Annotated in this window: 18 protein-coding genes; 1 reads left to right on the top strand and 17 read right to left on the bottom strand. The window is 49.7% G+C overall.

Translation table 11 applies throughout. From position 1 onward, the window contains the following. Window positions 1–190 precede the first annotated feature (190 nt). The 4 genes from ACTUJZ_RS07635 to ACTUJZ_RS07620 all read right to left on the bottom strand — a co-directional run bounded on the left by ACTUJZ_RS07635 (window position 191) and on the right by ACTUJZ_RS07620 (window position 5,223). The gene (locus tag ACTUJZ_RS07635) at window positions 191–1,537 is read right to left on the bottom strand and encodes a sigma-54-dependent transcriptional regulator (protein ID WP_463635701.1); all 1,347 of its coding nucleotides are present in this window, start codon (window positions 1,535–1,537) and stop codon (window positions 191–193) included. After that, on the bottom strand, window positions 1,534–2,682 hold the full coding sequence (locus ACTUJZ_RS07630; RefSeq protein WP_463635700.1) for a sensor histidine kinase: 1,149 nt from the start codon (window positions 2,680–2,682) through the stop codon (window positions 1,534–1,536). Before ACTUJZ_RS07630 ends, ACTUJZ_RS07635 begins: the two co-directional genes overlap by 4 nt. Before the next feature lie 125 nt (window positions 2,683–2,807). After that, on the bottom strand, window positions 2,808–4,280 hold the full coding sequence (locus ACTUJZ_RS07625) for a sigma-54 dependent transcriptional regulator (protein WP_463635699.1): 1,473 nt from the start codon (window positions 4,278–4,280) through the stop codon (window positions 2,808–2,810). A 148-nt stretch (window positions 4,281–4,428) separates the two neighbouring features. Next, window positions 4,429–5,223 carry a flagellin N-terminal helical domain-containing protein gene (locus tag ACTUJZ_RS07620; RefSeq protein WP_463635698.1) on the bottom strand — a complete coding sequence of 265 codons (795 nt, stop codon included), beginning with the start codon at window positions 5,221–5,223 and terminating at the stop codon, window positions 4,429–4,431. Window positions 5,224–5,484: 261 nt separating this feature from the next. On the opposite strand from ACTUJZ_RS07620, the gene ACTUJZ_RS07615 reads away from it, so the two are divergent. Beyond that, window positions 5,485–5,934, top strand: a complete 450-nt coding sequence (locus ACTUJZ_RS07615) for a GNAT family N-acetyltransferase (RefSeq protein WP_463635697.1) — start codon at window positions 5,485–5,487, stop codon at window positions 5,932–5,934. Here the strand turns inward: ACTUJZ_RS07615 and pseG are convergent. The 13 genes from pseG to flgL form a co-directional block, all read right to left on the bottom strand. Further along, window positions 5,913–6,980, bottom strand: coding sequence for a UDP-2,4-diacetamido-2,4,6-trideoxy-beta-L-altropyranose hydrolase (gene pseG, locus ACTUJZ_RS07610; RefSeq protein WP_463635696.1), 1,068 nt, complete (start codon window positions 6,978–6,980; stop codon window positions 5,913–5,915). The genes ACTUJZ_RS07615 and pseG overlap by 22 nt on opposite strands. Then, entirely contained in the window at window positions 6,959–8,014 is a 1,056-nt protein-coding gene (pseI, locus tag ACTUJZ_RS07605; protein ID WP_463635695.1) for a pseudaminic acid synthase, read from the bottom strand. The genes pseG and pseI overlap by 22 nt, the downstream gene beginning before the upstream one ends. A 14-nt stretch (window positions 8,015–8,028) precedes the next feature. Then, window positions 8,029–8,724 (bottom strand): pseudaminic acid cytidylyltransferase, encoded by a 696-nt coding sequence (pseF, locus tag ACTUJZ_RS07600; protein ID WP_463635694.1) that lies wholly within the window; start codon window positions 8,722–8,724, stop codon window positions 8,029–8,031. A 2-nt stretch (window positions 8,725–8,726) separates the two neighbouring features. Further along, window positions 8,727–9,893 (bottom strand): UDP-4-amino-4,6-dideoxy-N-acetyl-beta-L-altrosamine transaminase, encoded by a 1,167-nt coding sequence (gene pseC / locus ACTUJZ_RS07595; protein ID WP_463635693.1) that lies wholly within the window; start codon window positions 9,891–9,893, stop codon window positions 8,727–8,729. A gap of 5 nt (window positions 9,894–9,898) precedes the next feature. Next, entirely contained in the window at window positions 9,899–10,903 is a 1,005-nt protein-coding gene (pseB, locus tag ACTUJZ_RS07590; protein ID WP_463635692.1) for a UDP-N-acetylglucosamine 4,6-dehydratase (inverting), read from the bottom strand. A 76-nt stretch (window positions 10,904–10,979) separates the two neighbouring features. Next, window positions 10,980–13,091: a motility associated factor glycosyltransferase family protein gene (locus ACTUJZ_RS07585; RefSeq protein WP_463635691.1), complete on the bottom strand. Its 2,112-nt coding sequence runs from the start codon at window positions 13,089–13,091 to the stop codon at window positions 10,980–10,982. Further along, entirely contained in the window at window positions 13,084–13,401 is a 318-nt protein-coding gene (locus tag ACTUJZ_RS07580; protein ID WP_463635690.1) for a hypothetical protein, read from the bottom strand. The genes ACTUJZ_RS07585 and ACTUJZ_RS07580 overlap by 8 nt, the downstream gene beginning before the upstream one ends. 172 nt (window positions 13,402–13,573) lie before the next feature. Next, entirely contained in the window at window positions 13,574–14,992 is a 1,419-nt protein-coding gene (gene fliD, locus ACTUJZ_RS07575; RefSeq protein WP_463635689.1) for a flagellar filament capping protein FliD, read from the bottom strand. A gap of 22 nt (window positions 14,993–15,014) precedes the next feature. Continuing rightward, window positions 15,015–15,485: a flagellar protein FlaG gene (locus tag ACTUJZ_RS07570; RefSeq protein ID WP_463635688.1), complete on the bottom strand. Its 471-nt coding sequence runs from the start codon at window positions 15,483–15,485 to the stop codon at window positions 15,015–15,017. Window positions 15,486–15,564: 79 nt separating this feature from the next. Continuing rightward, on the bottom strand, window positions 15,565–16,518 hold the full coding sequence (locus ACTUJZ_RS07565) for a flagellin N-terminal helical domain-containing protein (protein WP_463635687.1): 954 nt from the start codon (window positions 16,516–16,518) through the stop codon (window positions 15,565–15,567). A gap of 537 nt (window positions 16,519–17,055) precedes the next feature. After that, the gene (locus ACTUJZ_RS07560; RefSeq protein WP_463635686.1) at window positions 17,056–18,012 is read right to left on the bottom strand and encodes a flagellin N-terminal helical domain-containing protein; all 957 of its coding nucleotides are present in this window, start codon (window positions 18,010–18,012) and stop codon (window positions 17,056–17,058) included. Window positions 18,013–18,486: 474 nt separating this feature from the next. Beyond that, entirely contained in the window at window positions 18,487–18,891 is a 405-nt protein-coding gene (fliS, locus tag ACTUJZ_RS07555; RefSeq protein ID WP_463635685.1) for a flagellar export chaperone FliS, read from the bottom strand. Window positions 18,892–19,121: 230 nt separating this feature from the next. After that, the gene (gene flgL / locus ACTUJZ_RS07550) at window positions 19,122–20,348 is read right to left on the bottom strand and encodes a flagellar hook-associated protein FlgL (protein WP_463635684.1); all 1,227 of its coding nucleotides are present in this window, start codon (window positions 20,346–20,348) and stop codon (window positions 19,122–19,124) included. Window positions 20,349–20,353 lie beyond the last annotated feature (5 nt).

Raw genomic sequence — 20,353 nt, 5'->3', positions numbered from 1 at the left:
TGACAACAACGCATAGACTGGTCAAAGCAACTGTCAGGCCAACTTTTATAATTCAAGCATTTCAATGAGATAGGCAAGAAAGGACAAAAAAATGACGGACTGAGATAATCCATGTTGAGAGGTTTAATTGCCAGGCAGGCGAAACCACCCAGTCGGGTTGTTGGCCCGGCTGGGTGGGTGTCATGATTACTTAAGCAGGCAGTTCGATGCCATCGTCGCGCATACGAGCCAGCTTATAGCGCAGGGTGCGCGGGCTGATCCCCAGCTTTTCGGCCACTGCTTTGCGCTTGCCGTTACAGGCCTCCAGGGTATCCAGAATGATTTGATGTTCCTGCTGGCGCAGCTCTGAGCCCAACCGGCTGGCATCATCCTCCGGGTTACTGGCACTGGCTGCCGTCATCACCGGTGTATCGTGCATTTCAATCATCAGATCGCTGGCGTCGATTTGTTGATCGGCACATAAGATAAGTGCCCGTTGCACCACATTTTCCAGCTCACGCACATTGCCCGGCCAGTCGTGCTGGGCCAGTTTATGGCGCGCCGCCGCAGTCAGGCTGATAGCACCGAGTTGCTGGCTAGCGGCATGGCGACGGATCAGATGCTCGGCCAGTGGTACAATGTCGCCCGGGCGCTGAGCCAGCGGGGCCCAGGTGATGGGAAATACATTGAGCCGGTAATACAAATCTTCGCGGAATGTGCCGGCTTCCACCGCCTGGCGCAGGTCGCGGTTACTGGTGGCGATCACGCGCACATCCAGCTGCACCGTTTTGCGTCCGCCGAGCCGCTCGACTTCGCGCTCTTGGAGTACCCTTAACAGCTTGGCTTGCAGAGCCAGATCCATCTCGGTGATCTCATCCAGCAGCAAGGTGCCACCCTGAGCCTGCTCAAATTTTCCCGGGCTGGCCTGCACCGCGCCGGTAAAGGCACCTTTTTCATAACCGAACAAGGTGGCTTCGAGCATATTTTCAGGAATGGCTGCACAGTTGATGGCCACAAACGGGCTGGCACTGCGGGTAGATTGATCGTGGATATATTTGGACAAGACTTCCTTACCCGAGCCACTGGGCCCCAACACCATTACAGTAGCATCAGAGCGCGCCACTTTGCGGGCCAGCTCCAGTAATTGCACACTGGCCGGATCGCCCACCACCGGCGTGGTGCCAGATGTTTTGGCCACCGGAGCATAGCGTTCGATGAGGTTAAGCAACACTTCTGGGGCAAAAGGTTTGGAAAGATAATCGGTGGCGCCATCACGCATGGCCTGCACCGCATCATCAATAGACGCATAAGCGGTCATTAACAACACAGGCAACTGCGCAAAGCGGCTTTTAATGGCTTTAAGCAACCCCAGCCCGCTCATTTTAGCCATTTGAATATCACTGACCACCATGTCATAGGGCTGTTTGCCCAGCATCACCAATGCTTCTTCCGCACTGGCAGCAGCCGTTACCTCATAGCGCGATAAGGCCAGAGTATCCAGCAGCGCCTCGCGCAGCCCGGCATCATCTTCAACAATCAATATACGGGTTGGATTCATACTGTTTCTCCTGCCTGACTGGACGTATTGTGCTGTGGCAGGGTCAGGCTAAAACATGCACCGCCGGTGGCCACATTGCTTACCTTGATGGTGCCCTGATGGGCATTGGCCACTGATTTCACCACGGCCAGCCCCAAGCCGGTGCCGTGAGACTTGGTGGTAAAAAACGGTTCAAATATTTGGCTTTGCTGCGCCTCCGGCACACCCGGTCCGGCATCGGTGATGGCCAGGGTAAGCTGTTGCTCACTCACCTGGACACAGATATGGATCACACTGTGCGCCGGGCTGACCTGACAGGCATTATGAATAAGATTCAGCACCGCGCCTTGCAAAGCAGTGAGGTTACCAATCACCTGGGCAGGCTGGGAAAAGCCCTGCCAGTGCAGTTGCACCTGCGCCTGGTCGGCCAGACTGGTGGCATTGTCAGCCAGGGCCATATGCAAGTCGGTCAGGCTGATGGGACTGACTACCTGCTCTTCACCGGATTTAGCAAACAGCAACATATCGTTGACCTGGCTTTCCAAATCTTTTAGCCGGGCGTTCAGCTTGCCGGCAAACGCAGTGGTATCGGTGGGTGCCAGTTCCCGGCGGGTCAGATTGGCCGCATATAGCATGGCGGCTGACAGCGGGGTGCGAATTTGGTGGGCTAGTGAGGCCACCATTTTGCCTAGCGAGGATAGCCGTTGCATGTGACTCAGTCGTGCCTGCAACTGCCTGGTTTCAGTCAAATCGGTAAGCACAATTAACTGACCGGGCTCTTTTTCCAGTGGTGTGATAGATAGCTTCACCCGCCGGCCGTCAATTAACGACACTTCATGGCCATCATCAGCCCGCGGTTTAAATGAACGGGCAATTACGGAACGCCAGATTTCGCCTTCCAGCGGCTCGCCCAACAGTTCAGTGGCCTGGCTGTTGGCCTGGCGCACAATTCCCTGCCCGTCCAGTACAATTACCCCGGCTGGCATTACCTGTAATAAATGCGATAAACGATCTGCCTGCTGACGCAACGCGGTCACTTCAGCGACATCTGCCTGAGCTGGCGCTTCAGCGCGCGTTGACGCCACAGAGCGCAAAGCCGCTTCGGGCCAGACTGTGGAAGGTGTCGAAGAAACAGTAGTAGCGCACTGGGTGCTCTGGTATGCCATATCATCCTCGTCAAAAAGCAGACGCGTTTATGAATGTCTTACCAAAGCAGGTATTATGCCACTATTATTTTATAGGCTTTTCAAAATGTTAGGAAGGTTTTATATCAGCAACGACAGAGTCAAAACTATGGCGTTGTGCTTTCGTCGCGCTGAATATTGTATTTGCGCATTTTTTCCACCAGCGTGGTACGGCGCATGCCCAGCTTATCTGCGGCGCGGGCAACCACCCAGTCTTGTTGTTCCAAGGCCTGGATAATCAGGTTGATTTCCAGCTCAGAGAGATACTCTTTCAGATTCACGCCGTCTTCCAGCATAGCGGGTGCAGCAGGTTCTTGTTCGATATCTGTATCACGCTGCTCAGCGCCCCCGGCCGGGCTGTCTTCAGCCGCTGCCGACTCGGCAAACAGCTCATTAAAGGCATCGCGCTCCAGCAACTCTTCGGGATACTCAGGCTGATAGGCCTGCACTTCGCCATACTGGTATTTTGCTGGCAAATCCTGAATATCTACAATCTGACCTGGATACAGGATGCTTAATCGCTCCACCAGGTTAGACAATTCACGCACATTGCCGCCCCAGTGATGTTCCATCAAAGAAGCAATCGCTAATTCGGTGAACCTCACCCCTTCAACGCCATCGCCCTGGATGCGGCTGATAAGTTCTTGCAACAATAACGGGATATCTTCGCGACGTTCACGCAACGCCGGGCTGTCGATGGGAAACACATTGAGCCGATAGAACAAATCTTCACGGAATTTGTTTTCCTGGATCATGGTTTCCAGATTGCGGTGAGTAGCTGCCACAATGCGCACATCACAACGGATGGGGGTACTGCCGCCCACCCGTTCGAAGGTCCGTTCCTGTAAAACCCGAAGCAATTTGACCTGCATCTGCATCGGCATATCGCCAATTTCATCTAAAAACAGGGTGCCGCCTTCGGCTAGCTCAAAGCGCCCTTTGCGGGCACTGATGGCGCCGGTGAACGCGCCTTTTTCATGGCCGAATAATTCACTTTCCAGCAGTTCGCCAGGGATAGCACCACAGTTGACCGGGATAAATGGGCCATCTTTACGAGGGGAAAAAAAATGGACATTGCGTGCCACCACTTCTTTGCCGGTGCCCGACTCGCCTAAAATCAAGACCGTGGCTTCGGTGGGCGCCACCTGCTCAACCAGCCGACGTACCGCCTGAATTTCATTACTGCGGCCCACTAAGGAGCGGAACAAGCGGGTTTTTACACCTGACGGTTTGGTGGATCCCGGGCATCGGCGGCTGTATTCCTGACAGCGGTGGATGGCCTGCGTCAACATTGGATAAGTCAGTGGTAAGGTACATGCACCTACCAGGTTGCGCTCAGGAGCGACCGCGTGGTCTTCGGTGACCACCGCAACAAACGGAATATGCGGAAATTGAAGGATGAGTTCCTGGGCACTGGACGATGAAAAATCAAGCAGCACCGCATCGACCACATGTGTTTTTAAGTAGTCGACAGAGCTTTTGTACGAACAGCTTGAGCAAGGCTCTCCAATAAACGAAACAATGGTTTCAAGCTTATGAATCAGTTCGCCGTTATCGCTAACGAGCAGAATATCCTTCATTAAATCCCCGGAAGATGCGATTTTATTATTAACAGTCTAGCGCATCTGCATGATTGTAGCGGCAAACACACTCAGCGCAACAACTGATCGTGTTATTTTGCAGATAATAAAGCCGCACGCGCAGCACCATTACCAATTAGTTATTAGATCATTCACTGAGTAATGCCAGCACCTGACCCTGCTGCTGATTAGCCATGGCCTGCAGGGTGGTTGAAGCGCGCGCCTGCACATCCAGCACGGCTTGTCGCGAAGCAGCCTGGGCATAATCCAGGTCGGCCAACCGGCTACGAGACGCGGCGGTGTTAACATCCGCCTGGGTTAGATTACGCGCAGTATCGGCCAGCTGATTTTGTACAGCGCCCAGTTCACTGCGCAATGTCCCCACTGTTTCTAGTGCTAGATCTGCTGTGGCCAGCGCATCGCTGGCTGTGCCGCGGGTGATATCAATATTGAGTACGCCGGCAATCTCGCGCACCACATCATTGGTTTGCATATCCTGCCGCTGGCCGGCATTGGCACCAACCTGAAACTGAATGGCTCCGTCACTTTGCAATAACGGCTTACCGCCAAAAGTGGTGTGTTCTGCGGTTTGAGAAATGTTGTCCTGCAGCGCGGTGATTTCAGCCTGAAGCGCCTGTTTGTCGGTATCGCTCAGCATGCCATTGCCGGCTTGCAGAGATAACTGGCGGATACGCGATACATCGTCATTGATGCCAGCCAGCCCACCCTCGGCCACCTGGGCCATGGAGATACCATCATACACATTGCTGATGGCCTGGCGGTTGCCTTCACTTTGCGCGGTTAAGCGTTCAATGATTTGTTGTGCAGCCGCACCATCAGCAGCGATGTTGATTTTGTTGCCGCTGGCCAGCTGCTTGTCTGACACAGTTTGCTTTTGTGTGAAGCTGGTCAGTTCTCGGCGGTGTCCATCAATGTTAAGCATGATGCTGCACTCTTGTCAGTCAATACTATTGTATCCTAGCAAAGCATCACGTGGCTTACAGGGCCCTGAGGTTAACCTTGAGTATTTTTTTACATACTATTTTGTATCAGTCGATACCCATTGCTGGCCTCACCCTGCACTACCTGAGCTTCTTCTGCGTCAATATCCGGGCATGATGTGCCATAATCCACAACAACTTGTTGCCTGCTTTAGCTTGCCCGTTATACTAGCCAGTATCATCATTTCTATCGGCGATAACCTGTGAATATCCGACCTGCAACAGTTGAAGATAGCCAACCTATATTTGAGTGGCGCAATGATGCTCACACTGTTGCTATGTCACTGACATGCACACCAGTTGCCTGGGAGAATCATCAGCAGTGGTTTGCCGATGCGCTCGCAAGCTCTTCGCGCCTGCTGCTTATTGCACAACAAAGCGACTCTAAAATAGGAATGACACGCTTTGACATTGCAAAAAACCAGGCAACAGTGTCCATAAACCTGGCCCCGGCCTGGCGCGGAAAAAATATGGCAGTCGCGCTGTTGAGCAAGAGCCTGGTTTATTTTGCTGAGCGCCATCCCACGGTCACAACTGTGTTGGCGCAGATCAAAAAAGAGAATGTCAAAAGTGTAAAAGCTTTTGAAAAGGCGGGGTTCAACTTCACCAACTGCGAAAACGGCGTGATGCTTTACACCTTGTGGTTGGAATGAGCGCGACGCTGAAGCTGGGTGATAAGCGTTTTAACCACCTTTTCTGCGCCCCGGGTATGGCTGTACTGCGCGGCTAACTCGCTCATTGTGCAAAGCCCCTCGTTATCAGCGTATAACTTTCCTACTTGCTGCGCCAGCGCCGGCATGTCCAACCCGCTACGGCCATCAACAACCTTGCACCAGCCTTGCTCGCTTGCCTGTTCGCTTAGCACTTGCTGATTTTGCGCTACGGTAACCAGGACAGCAGGGGTTCGGCATGCCGCCAGTTCGAATTGACTACTGCCGGCGGCACTGACAGCCAGCCGGGCAAGCATCCAGACGTCTGCCATATTGGCACTGTTGTGGACATGTTGAATGGATAATGAAGAAGCACTGATAAGCTGTGTCAGTGTGTTAAGATCGCCATAAGCAGGTCCGGTAACCACACACACTGGCGCTGAGAAGTTTATGCTATGTAATGCCTCAAGCAGACTTACGGTGTAATGAAATGGGTCTGAGCCACCAAAACTTACAACCAAACCATCTCTATCAACAAAGGCCGGAACATTTGCTTCAACAAATTCTTGTCGCAGCAGACGATATTCACTTCCTACACAGCACACAATAGCAGGGTTAATCGTACGGTAATCTGCACTATCGACCCTGGCCGAATTAATCACCACATCAGCGTGGCCAACAAGGTTTTTCAGGCCATCGTCGATAGTTACCACCAATACATCGGATTGCGTTGTACGTTCAAATAGGCGGGAGGTAACTCGATAACTGTCTACTACCAACGCTGCGGCATTATAGTAATCGCACAGCGCTTGCAGCTGCGCCCCTTCACTGGGCTCATCAAGCGCTGATACGGTGGCAATCGTAAATTGCCAGCCAGGCAGGCGTGACGCAATGTCAGCCCCTTCCTTGCTGAGCGCAAAAATGCACCGGATCCCTTTTTGTGTGGCTGCCTGTGCCAACGCCACGCATCGCATTAAGTGGCCAAGCCCGACCGCGTTACCGCAATCAAGCCGAAATATAAAGGTGGTTAACTCTTGATATGTTCCCACTGCAACGCCGTTCCTTGTTTCAAATCTGTGGCGGCTGTTTTACTGACTACCTGTCCCCAATGTTTTGGCGCCAACCCAAATGCAGGCCGCACAATTTTTATATTCTCCTGGGTGAGCATTTCGCCGGCAGCAATGTCTTTGCTGACATAAATAGAACGCCGGAACTGCCGTGAGGGCGATTCATTTTGAGTACCACTGTAGTGCACTCCCCCCATTGCCTGCCAGGCTCGTTGGGTTTCAGTGACCAATCTGGATAACTCGTCCGGCTCAAGAGAAAATGCGGCGTCCACACCACCGGCGGTCCGGTCCAGCACAAAATGCTTTTCGATGATGCTGGCTCCCAGCCCCACGGATGCCACAGCGACCCCGATGCCTTTGGTATGGTCGCTTAAGCCGACCTGACAACCAAAAGTTGCTTTCATATTGGGGATCGTCAGCAAGTTAGTATCTTGAGGCGAGGCAGGATAGGTGCTGGTGCACTTCAAAAGAATAATCTCATGACAGCCGTTATCGCGGGCACAAGTTACCGCATCCTCAATTTCAGCCAGCGAGGCCATCCCCGTTGACATGATGATAGGTTTACCCTGTTTGGCGGTATAACTAATTAACGGCAAATCAGTCAGTTCAAACGATGCGATCTTATAGCAAGGCACCTCAAGTGACGCCAGAAAATCCACGGCGCCGGTATCAAATGGCGAGCTAAACGCCAGCATACCGAGATTTTTTGCTCTATCGAACAAAGGTTTATGCCAATCATAAGGCGTACTTGCTTGCTGATACAACTCATACAGTCGAGCTCCATCCCACAAACTTTTTTTATCATTAATAACAAAGTCCGGGGCATCAACATTTAGCGTCATGCTATCGGCGGTGTACGTTTGCAGTTTGATCGCATGCGCGCCGGAGGCGCTTGCTGCATCAATCATTTTACAAGCTAGGTCAAAATCCTGGCTATGATTGCCGCTTAGCTCCGCAATGATAAAAGGGGGGCTTTCAGGGCCAATAGTTCTTTGGCCAATTTTAATGGGCGTCATGATAATGCCTACTGCTATTGGTTTTGGTAAAAAGAGGCGCGATGCATCAGTTCTGCGTATTGCCAGTCTTCGGGCGTATCGATGTCCAGAACCTGATGGCGAGGCAATACGAATGCTTCACTGGCCTCACCAAATATAGTGCGCTGTTCCAGCCACGCCGCTTTGCTGCCCCAGTAAAATTGCCCGGCATCATGATAGGCCTCTTCTAAGTCCTGTGATCGGGTCGAACGGTGCTCTGGATAAAACATCTGTACTCTACCTTGCAGGCCAAGCTTGAATGCTCGCTGAATAGGGAATGCATAGGAGGTAGCACTAAAAACAAAGTCAATGTCACCTGACCGAATGTGTCGGTGCGCGTCAATAATCGCCTGGGCCGATAAAAACGGAGCGGTGGCATAGATGCAGCAATAATGCTCAGCCGATTTACCTGCCAGTTCCAAGCGCCTGATGGCATCGACAATCACCGCAGTGGTGGTGGCATAATCATCCGCCAGGTCGGCTTGCCGGATAAAAGGGACCACTGCCCCAGCCGACTCAGCCACCGCGGCAATCTCAGCATCGTCGGTAGACACCACGACCTGGTCAAAACAGTCACTGGCCAGGGCTGCTTCTATGGACCAGCAAATCATTGGCTTACCGTGAAATGGTTTAATATTTTTGCGAGGAATGCGTTTGCTGCCGCCGCGAGCTGGAATGATTGCAATTGCCATTTCTATGCACCTTGCAAGTTTTGGCGGATGATCTTGGCCACCTGCTCTTGTTGCTGTTCCTGTAAAGTCGGAAACATTGGCAAACTGAGCGCCTGTGCATAATAGGTTTCAGCCTTTTCAAACTGGCCCGGCCCAAAGCCCAGCTGGCGATAATACGGCTGCAAATGCACCGGAATATAATGCACATTGACGTTAATCTGGTCGCGGCGCAATTCTTCAAACAATGCCTTGCGTGCTGCTGGCCCACCCTGCACCTGAACAATATACAGATGCAAGGCCGAATAACTATCCGGGTGGTTGTGTGGCAGATGCAGCGACAAGCCGGCCAGTAGCTCTTGATAACGCTTGGCAAGCACATGGCGGCGGGCCACAAATTCGTCCAGCCGCTGCAGCTGGGATAACCCCAACGCCGCCTGCAGTTCGGTCATGCGGTAGTTAAAACCCAGATTATGCTGTTCATAATACCAGTCGCCGGTATGTTCATCGGCCACTTGCCATTGCGCAGCATCCCGGGTCACACCATGGCTGCGCAAATGCGCAATCGTATGAGCTAATTCGGCATTGTTAGTGGTCAGTGCACCGCCTTCGGCGGTGGTGATAATTTTAACCGGATGAAAACTGAACACGCAGATATCACCGTATCGGCAATTACCTACCGGCTCATTTTCATATTTACCGCCGATGGCGTGGGACGCATCCTCGATGATCTTAAAGCCATATTCATCGGCCAGGCGACGAATAGCGCGCATTTGACAAGACTGGCCGGCCATATGTACCGCAATCACTACCTTTGGCAGGGGAAGCTGCTGAGCGCGATGCTGCTCTAATTTTTTGTGCAGCGCTTGAGGACACAGGTTGAAGGTGGCCGGATCAATGTCGACAAAATCCACGTCGGCGCCACAATAACGCGCACAGTTTGCACTGGCCACAAAGGTAATCGGCGATGTCCAGACCAGGTCATGTTTACCAACATCCAGCGCCAGGCAAGCCAGGTGCAACGCCGATGTCGCGCTGTTGACCGCATAACAGTGGGCAGCGCCGGTGTAGTCGGCAATGCGTTGCTCGAACTGCTGAATGACCGGCCCCTGAGTAATGAAATCTGATTGCAGGACAGCCACTACCGCATCGATGTCAGCCTGGCTAATGTCCTGTTTACCGTATGGGATCATGGCTTCTATTCGTTGATATCCTGCAACCGCTGCACCAGCTCTTCCGGCGTCAGCCATTCGGTATTGTTGCCCGAGTTATACTCAAAGCCCTGCGCTACATATTGGCCAGATTCGTCCAGCCGGTTTTTGCGGTAATCGGCTTTTTCGGTGAACTGAATGGTTGGGCAAATCACAAAGTGATCGGCAAACTCCAGGGTTAGATGGGAGTCATCCGCCGGGCACATGATCTCATGCAATTTTTCACCCGGGCGGATCCCCACGATTTCATGGTCCAGTTCCGGGCCAAGTGCGCTGGCCAGGTCGGTCATTTTCATCGATGGAATCTTTGGCACATAAATCTCGCCGCCGTACATGCGTGCAAAGCTTTTACACACAAACTCAACACCTTCTTGCAAGGTAATCATAAAACGGGTCATATCCTGATGCGTTATCGGCAACGAGGTGGCGCCCTCATCAATAAGCTTTTTGAAAAACGGAATCACTGAGCCGCGCGAGCACATGACATTGCCGTAGCGCACCACACTAAAGCGCGTTTCGCGCTTGCCCACGGTGTTATTGGCCGCCACAAATAATTTATCTGATACCAGCTTGGTGGCACCGTAGAGGTTAACCGGGTTGGCCGCTTTGTCAGTGGATAGCGCAATCACTTTTTTCACACCATTGTGCAAAGCCGCACTGATTACATTCTGGCCACCCATAATATTGGTTTTGATACATTCCATCGGATTGTATTCGGCCGCCGGCACCTGCTTTAAGGCAGCGGCGTGGACAACATAGTCCACCCCACTCATGGCTTCTTTTAACCGGTTTTCATCACGGACATCACCAATAAAAAAACGCATACAGGATTGCGGAAACAACTGCTGCATTTCATATTGTTTTAATTCGTCACGAGAATACACAATAATCTTTTTAGGCGTATATTCGCTCAGCAAATGGCGAACAAATTTATGCCCAAAAGAGCCTGTACCGCCGGTAATAAAGATACATTTATTATTAAAGTCAGCCATGTTGCTGTCCTGCTATTTTTTACAAAATTCTGCCGTGCTGCCAGTACAAAAAATGGCAATGTATGAATACATTACATCACGTTTTATTGAGATGTTTTTGCTTAGTAATTTCTTCCAGCGAGTATTCACACCGCTTTTTCCACGCATCCCTGTAGTCGTTTTTCATTTCCTCGACGCAGTCATTCCAGACCGCCAAAGCTTTCTCAAACCATTGCAGAGAGGCTTTTTCATCTTCATAAAGATACAACAAACTTATCAAAGGGCAATGAAAATACAACATCGTGCCTTTTATGACGTGATACAGATGGGCATAATTGGTTTCACGGTAGGCAAATACAACCCGCGCCTGTGCTTTAAGCAAATCTGATGCTTCTTTTCTTGATGAAAAAGGACGATGAGCGATTTCCAACAAATAGTCGCATAGGGATTCAAATTCAGGGATCTGTACTTCTTGTTCAGGATGACGAATAGAAAATTCGGTAAATAGCGAAGATTTTATCTTTTCGACCTGCTCATACTTGTTTTGATTCAGCGGCGCGCAAAGCACATCATCAATTTCAAGCGCGGCTGCATTTTTGATCTTTGCGCCGTGGCCGACATTGTAAAACTGAATCTGCGGGTGCTGCTGAATCAATGCCTCCATCTGCTGCTTCGCCTGCACCATCAAACTGGTAGCTTTGACATGGCCTTCCAGGTTGCCCTCTAATTCGTGCGGTGCATTTTTGTCTGCTTCAAACTTTTGCTTAAAGCTCGGATCGCAATAGATACTGTGTGACGAATGGCTTTGGCCGCTAACCGGATAGCCGTTATCCACGCCAAATAAATACACCTCGCCAAATCCAATCATGGTGGCAAAAGATAATGCAGTGTTGGCAACCAACGGGCCGGCAAAGTCCAGCGGCGCAAGCAGTGTCCGGCGAGTTTTGTAATACTCAAGCCGTGAAAATTCTGTGCCCGCTTCTGGCCCTTTAAGCCCCAGTCCAGTCCACTTATATAGCGGGGGCACTTCCGGGTACATAACATCCACCGCCAGCAGATTTAAATCTTTGAGGTGATCTTTGTCGACCGTTTCAACCAACACATCGTAGGTATTTTTTGGCCGCTCTACCAGCACATGAAAATCCGGCGCAATACCTAATTTCAGCAGAGTAGTTAATGCTGTGCCTGCGGCAAAAATTACTACCTCATTTTTGTTTTCACGAATCAGCTCAATGGCCTCATCAACAGAAGGGCCATTAGCTACCACGTAAGCTGTTAATCCTTTGAACGAACTGTGCTGTTTTGCCGGTGGTAAAAATAAAGCACACTCGTTGTCATTGAAATTTTCTATCGTATGCGCCAGGCCCGTGACAGCATCGTTGTAAAAACCGTAACCCAACTGAATTTCATAAAATCGCGCGAAAAATTCTTTTATCAATGCATTAAGCTTGGCACCAGGAGTATGCTGGTAACAAAAGCTGCTGATCAGGGAAAATGCGCCTATGTCGTTATAAACATTTTTGATTTCATCAAAAAATGTTTCATAGGTAATGCCCACATGCAAAAAGATACAGCCATTTAACGCATCGGCTTTTTTAAATATGGCTTGCCAGTCTGTGCAATACAGGCTGGCATAAAAGGTTTCAAAATCCGGCTCGCATACAAAAATATAATCAAAGGTGTGTTCATCCAGCAAGGCCGATAAGGCATAGCCCAGCCCGACCCCGAACATCATGCAGGTCGGATAATGCTCCGGTAAGGTCTCCAGCAAGGCAGCATCGTCAGATACCACCTTTTTAAATGTTTCAGCCAGCTTGACCAGATAGCGCATATGCAAACGCTTGTCGGACTGCAACCCTGCGTTGGAGCCTTTGTACAGTGTGGAGCGCCCAAATGTGGCTGACTCGGTATACCGTTTAATTTGTTCCAGGGTTTGTGCGCGCGGGTCATCTCCATAAATGGGTGCTGGTGCCTCTGTGGGTTTGAAGTTGCCCAGCCCGGATGGGGTCACAAAAACTTTAAAATCGTCTTTTGGCCTAAAATCGACAATCTGCTTATGTAGCCGTGGGAAGTACTGCTTGAAAGCATCAAGGTTGGCCTGAAACCGCTGCAGGGCTTCTTTTTCAAAGTTGGCCTGCCGCTCTTGCTGCCTTAATGTCTTTTGAATGCTTTTTTCAAGCTGCGCGAGTGTGGATTGAATGTCATCCATTGGACGATTTACCCTGATACTGTCTGGTTGGTTTGAGCGCACTGTTGGCATTTAACGGCGCAATCGCGTCCATCAACTGACGTTTGCGCTGGTGCAACGTGAGGTCGTGGTCGGTCAGCCATTCGGCCAGCTGAAAAAGGAATCTTTGTTCTTCCTGGGATAACTGCGCAATGTCCGCTGAGGTCAATGTGCGAATGGCAGTGTCCAGTTGCGCCAGTTTTTTGGCGGCATCAGCATAAAGCTCACCGTCAATTAAACCCGACAATTCTTCTGCTCTATTTTTTACCAGTTCGAAAGCATGCTCAGCCATCTACCTTGATCCTCGTTTGCACAGGCTCCATACAGACTTAGAGTGCGTTATACAAAAGCCTTAGCAAATTTGAAAGTTATGCGACCGAAGCCGGGTATTGTTATGAATACCGTGACAATGCAATCAAAATGCCACTTTCAATAGCGCCAGAATCACGTCAGACAGTCAGCGTTTAGTCTTTGACAAAACCGGGTAATGAATCGAGCTGCCCCATCAGATAATTTCCGGAGCTACGCATAGAGGCGATGAGGGTATCCAGCGAAGCGTACTTATTGCGCAAGCTGGCTTCTAACTGCTGCATACGGTATTGGTGATTGGCGCGGTCATCTTTTAGATCGTCTTTAAGGCCGTTCAAGATATCCTGGCGTTGCTTAAGAATACCGCCGGTATCAACATAATTTTCCAAAATACTGCCAAAAGTTTCTGCCAAGCCACCAGCGTTGGTAAACAATTTACCTACGTTGGTAAAATCCTCATCTAACGCTTCGTTTAGACTGCGCACCACATTTTGTTTTTCGAGCTTGCCATTCTTGTTAAGCGACAACCCCACATCAAAGATAGTCTCAAAATCACCGGCACCGCTTATTTTTTGCGTTAACGCGTTGGTAAGCTGAACTTTAATGGCGCGGACAGTGGCATCGCCAAACAATGGTGAAGATACCGAAGAAGATTGCTGACCAATCATGTCGATGGTGTTGTTGAAGGCAGTGATAAAACTGTCGATTTTTTCGGTCACCCCGTCCCGGTCAAACGTGATACTGGCACCGGCGGTTTCGCCAGCTTCACTCTCTCGCTTAGCGGTGATGGTTAACCCTTGTACTGCATCATTAAAAACATTGCTGGAGTTGGTCACCTGAATACCGTCAACTTCGATAATAGCATCTTGTGCCACATCTTCTGCGGCTATGGCCAGCCCCCCTGCACCACCGCCATTAGCAACGGTGGAAAGACGGTCAAGTTCGGCATTGTTGTTGGTGATTACCAAATCGTTGCCAGCGCCTGCCTCTGAAGATTCTAGTACCAGCAGACTTTCAGTGCCGGTATTGATAATGTTAGCCGATACGCCAAAATCACCGCTGGTATCGTTAATTAACTGGCGAATATCCTCCAGTGTGGCACCCGAATCAATGTTTACATCAAAGGTTTTCGCACCCGCAGTAAAGGTGAGGGTACTGGCAGTGGTCGTGACGACCTCATCGGCAGAGGTAAACGTGTTGGCTGGGTTAGTGATATCGGTCTTCGCCCGGCTTCCCTGAGCCAGTTGTGTCACACTGATATCAAAAGAACCGGTTGTGGCGGTTTCATCAGCGCTAACAGAAATCAGGTCACCTAAGGTTTCTGCATTGGAGGGTTGACGAACCTCTGCGGTACGCTGATTAAACTTGTCCGAATCCGACAAATCCTCGAACACATCCTGCAATTTACTCATCACGGATTTAATGCCGCCGATACCGGTTAACTGCACCGATAACTGGGACTCTTCCTTCGCGAATTTTTGTAACTTCGGTTGATTACTGGCCTGTAGGGTCGCGGAAATAATCGCTTCCAAATCAAGACCTGAACCAACCCCGGCATTTGTGATCGTCGACATACAGAATCCTCAGAAAAGGAAATTACAATTGTTCGTTGATGAGTATACCAGAGTTGTGCTTGTCGCGCTGTGAACCGGCCTCATTACTCAGATTATCGGCAATGTCACTGAGTGCTTGAGCAATTTCGCGCAGTTCTTTAGGCGGGAGCTCTCTGATAATATCGCCGCTTTCTTTGTCCACCACTTTTATCACCGGTGGATCAGTGATGTCATCAAACTCAAAAATTAAGCTTGTTGATTTTAAAGGAAACTGTTGGTTGATAGATTTTAAGCTTTCAATGATGGCTTCTTTATCTATCTCGACTTCAGCTTGCTGTGCGCTTGTTTGCACAGTTACTTTGACAGGCTGGCGTTCACCGGCAGCAACGTCGCTTTCTTCGCTGCGTGTAACCGCTTTTTCCTGGTCAGGCGTGTCAGCATTGGCTGGCTGTTTTTGCCCATTTTCATATCGAGAGTGAAAGTCTCTGAACTCCGATAAATTTTCAACCGACATATAAACCTCCATGACCTCAAACCGGCAAAAGCAGGCGCCCCTGAGGGGCTGCCTACTTGACGGTTAAGCAAGGCCGTTATTAACCTAGCAAGCTTAATGCCGCCTGAGGGCGCTGGTTAGCCTGGGCCAGGATAGACTGAGAAGCCTGCTGCAGAATCTGGTTTTGGGTCAGCTTAGCAGTTTCAGCGGCAAAATCGGCATCTTTAATCCGAGATTTTGCTGCTGAAAGGTTTTCAGCAATGTTTGACTGGTTGTTGATGGTTGACTGAAAACGGTTTTGCACCGCACCCAGTTCGGCACGTTTCTTATCCACAACGGCAATCAGGCTGTCCATACCGCCCAACACAGCTTGCGCTTTGTCTTGCGTTGAAACACTGATTGAAGAAGCCACAAACACTTCTGCCAATGTACTGTGGCCAGAGCCCGCAGAACCAGCAACCGCGGTGTTCAGAGATTTACCGGTTACTGTACTGGCTACGCCGGCAATGCCTGACAACGTAAAACCACCGTTAGCAGACAGTGAGTTAGCAGCAGCTGTACCGCCAACATTTTGCATGCTAAAGCCGATAGTCTGACCAGCATCTGCACCGACCTGGAACGACGCATCATAAGAGCCGTCCAGCAGATTCTGACCACCAAAAGTGGTATCTTCTGCTATTCGATTAACTTCTGACATCAGGGCACGCATTTCTTCCTGAATGGCCAGACGGTCTTCATCGGTGTTTGAGCCGTTAGCCGCCTGAGACGCCAGGGTTCTAACACGCTGGAATGAATTGGTGATTTCATCCAGCGCACCTTCTGCGGTTTGCGCCAAAGAAATACCGTCGTTGGCATTCCGGTTGCCCTGGTTCAGACCGCTGATCTGAGAATCAAGACGGTTAGAGATTTGCATGCCGGCGGCATCGTCAGATGCACTATTGATTCGAAAACCAGAGGACAAACGCTCGAAAGCTTGGTCCAAACGATTTCCAGAGTTCATCAACTGACGCTGGGCGTTCAGTGAACTGACATTGGTATTTACAGTTAAAGCCATCGTAGCCTCCACTAATATTCATATGTCCGAAGCAATTACCTACCCCTAAGCAATTGTCCCCGGGTTAAACGAGCGACCTACAGATGTAAATCCTCTAATTATGTTTATCGACGTCGCCAGCTGAATCTTTAGCAAATTTACACTTTTTTAAACAATGTTTTTTATCTTATACCACTGAAAGTAGTGACATTTTTTTGTCACATCTAAGGTCAATACTTTGACACCAGGGTAAGATAGTGGCAATCTTTCTCCTGCTGGCAGCAAACCTTTGCCGCCAGAATTGCAATGAAACAGCTTTGCCTTATACAAAAAAAAAAGCGGAAGACCTCCGTCTTCCGCTTTTATCATTGTGAGAGATATACCGCACCGTCTAAATATACATGGCACGGTATGTGCTTTATATTTTACTGTGTCAAATGTTCGTTCACCGTACTTTTGTCGCAATGGCTATTGCTTCAGCCTCCACTGATAGCTCGCCATATTTTGCGCCCTTATCTCTACCCCTATCTGATAAGGGCGCCTTCATTTTTTCTTAGCTTATCCCTGTAACAAGCTCAGTGCGGCTTGAGGACGCTGGTTGGCCTGGCCCAGGATAGACTGTGAGGCTTGCTGCAGAATCTGGTTTCTGGTCAGTTTGGCTGTTTCAGCTGCAAAGTCTGCATCTTTAATTCGCGATTTTGCTGCAGACAGGTTTTCTGCAATGTTCGACTGGTTGTTGATGGTCGACTGAAAACGGTTTTGCACCGCACCCAGTTCGGCACGCTTTTTATCAACTACCGCAATCAGACTGTCCATACCGCCCAGTACAGCTTGCGCTTTGTCCTGCGTGGAAACACTGATTGAAGAAGCCACAAAAACCGTAGCCATGTCACTATGGCCTGAGCCAGCAGAACCTGCTACTGCCGTGTTAAGACTCTTACCAGTAACCGTACTAGCGATGCCTGCCACACCTGACAAGGTAAAGCCACCGTTGGCTGACAGCGAATTTGCCGCTGCAGTACCGCCAACATTTTGCATGCTAAAGCCGATAGTTTGACCGGCATCTGCACCCACTTGAAATGATGCATTGTAAGAACCGTCCAGCAGGTTCTGGCCACCGAAAGTGGTATCGCCAGCAATCCGGTTGACTTCGGTCATCAGTGAACGTACTTCTTCCTGGATCGCCTGACGATCTTCGTCAGTATTAGAGCCGTTCGCAGCTTGTGAAGCCAGGGTTCTTACCCGTTGGAAGGCATTGGTGATTTCATCCAGCGCGCCTTCAGCAGTTTGCGCCAAAGAGATACCGTCGTTTGCGTTACGGTTACCTTGTTCCAGGCCCATAATTTGTGATTGCAGACGGTTACTGATTTGCAGACCTGCCGCATCATCTTTTGCGCTGTTGATACGAAAACCTGATGATAAGCGCTCGAAAGCCTGGTCAAGACCATTGGCCGATTTCATCATTTGACGCTGAGCATTCAGTGAACTTACGTTAGTATTGACAGTTAAAGCCATAATTAATTCCTCAGTCTCTCTGTTGAAAGTCTGCTGACGTAAAGTCCAAATTCGCAAACCTTCTTGTTGAATTTCCCGGTCTCTCACCCCCGGACAATATATTTAACGGCAGCCCTGGAAAATCCTTAAGACTTTTTTTGAAAATTTATTTAATTATTAAAAATCAGGGACTTAAAATCAAAAGCCTCTTAATTGAAAGATGCGGAGAGTAAGAGTTTTACGCCCTTTATCACCAATATTCACTTAACTGAATTGACTTACAGTGGCGACATCCAGGCGATAATGTTTGTTGATAATTCACAACTGAACGAATCGACCTTAGCTGGCCAGCGCTGTAGTGGTTAGCACGCAAAAAAACAATGGGTCAGAGGTGATAGCAGCAGGTGCATCTTCAGATACGATGCACCTTGCTTAGGATTAGATTATTTGGATAGGCAGTAGTAATAAAGCAAAAGCGATAGCTGGAACGCTAGATTAACCGGCAGTTGTTACCGCCTGCTCGCTTTCTGGAATTCTCACCCAGGCATCACGAATCGGCTCAAGCAAGCTGTAAGCCTCATCTAAGGGGGCACTGATATTCTGTACATGGGCTTCGTTGACCTTTTCAATCATGTAGGTATACAGCGCGTACAGATTGTCAGAAATCTCGCCGCCTAATTCGAAATTTAGCGTATCGCGCAGATAAATCAGGATAGAGCTCACTTTTGTGATATTGGCCGATTTGGCTTCAAAATCTTTACGCTCCATGGCGCCTTTGGCATAGGCCATTTTATCTAACGCTCCTTGTATCAATAACAAGGTCAGCCGATGTGGAGAGGCTGCTGACAGATCTTGCTTCAGGCTACCCTTTTGATATGCGTTAATCCCGCGTAAAGACATAAGAACTCCAATTGCTATTTATTGCGTGCTTCGCGCAATGCTTGACCACTCCGGGACCTTCACTACACAGTTGCCAAAAAACGTCTGCATTTATCATGCTGCCGCCAGTTGCCGCCATGATGGCTGACTGGCTGTATAAACGTATCGGCAGGCGGTGATATTACTGAAGAAAAAATCCGGGGTTTTAACCCCCTCACCCGGCAAGGTATTGGCCGATAGCGAACGTGCGACTATTTGATATAGTTGAACAGGGAAAGATTAGCCACTTTACCAAACGATGAATATGCTGCATTGAGCGCGGTTTCTCGCTTGGCCAGCTCGGTGGCGGCCTTGGCAAAATCGACGTCTTCGATATCAGAGCGGGCTTTCTGGGCTTCTATTTCCAAATCCAGATTGGTTTCGTAAATAGAACTGGCAATGTTGATTCTTCCGCCCAGTGAGGAGCGCTCCAGCGCAACTTTTTCCATGCCGTTGTCCAGCCCGGCCAACGCATCTTTACGAGCTTTAGTATAATCTTCTTCCGCCAGCCCCGGTGTTGAAAGCACCTGATACAAATCATTGACGGTTTCAGCCAGGTTTTTTTTCTGCGGCGGATCTAATGAAATATCCACTGTATCCCCGGCTGTCCCATTAACCGTAAATTCCATGCCATTGAGCACAAACGGTTCGCCAGAGGTAAAGTTGGAAGTTCCCACCACATTGCCGCTGCTCACCTGGGTCATTTCAACCGTCCCTCCAGCTTGTATGCTTAATTGATAAGCATTGTTGCCAGGCGTAGCCCCATCGTAGTTTTTGGTATAAAACATATCGAAAGTGGTTTGCTCGGTGATATCTGTTTTTAGCACGGTCGCTGTGGATGACGGATTTACGGTGAAATTATGCCGGGCCAGCACATTTTCAAACACATCATAGCCACTGGACGAGGCTTGCAGCCTGGCACTGTCAGACACCTGTACAAAGTTTTTGCCATTATCACCGGCAAAGCTGATGCTGTTGCCTGCTGCTGAAGGATTGTTGGAAAACGCCTGTTTACCCGACTGATAGCCTGAATAAATATAATTGCCATTGGCATCTTTGCTGTTCATCAAATCGAACAGCTCATCGCGCACATGTTTAAGCTCAGAGGCAATGGCATAGCGGTCAGTATCGGTTAAGCCACCCGAGCCTGCTTGTACTGTTAGTACCCGGGCTTTATTCACAGTATCTTCGATGCTGCTTAATACAATTTCCTGCTGTTCCAGCGAGCCGGTGAGTAAATCAATATTACGCTGATACTGGGTCAACTTATCCATTTCTTCAGTCAGACGAACCAATTTAGCTGCGCCTACCGGATCGTCGGACGGCTTATTCAGACGTTTACCGGTGCTCAGGGAATTCTGCGTGTCGGATAGCCCGCGCTGATTATCCATAATGGTGCGAATATTTCTGTCAAAAAGCTGATTGGTTGAAACCCGCATAAGTA

Source organism: Alteromonas sp. WD8-37 (assembly GCF_055326825.1).
Note: the sequence above shows the minus strand (reverse complement) of the source record. Positions and strands in the feature narration are given on the sequence as shown.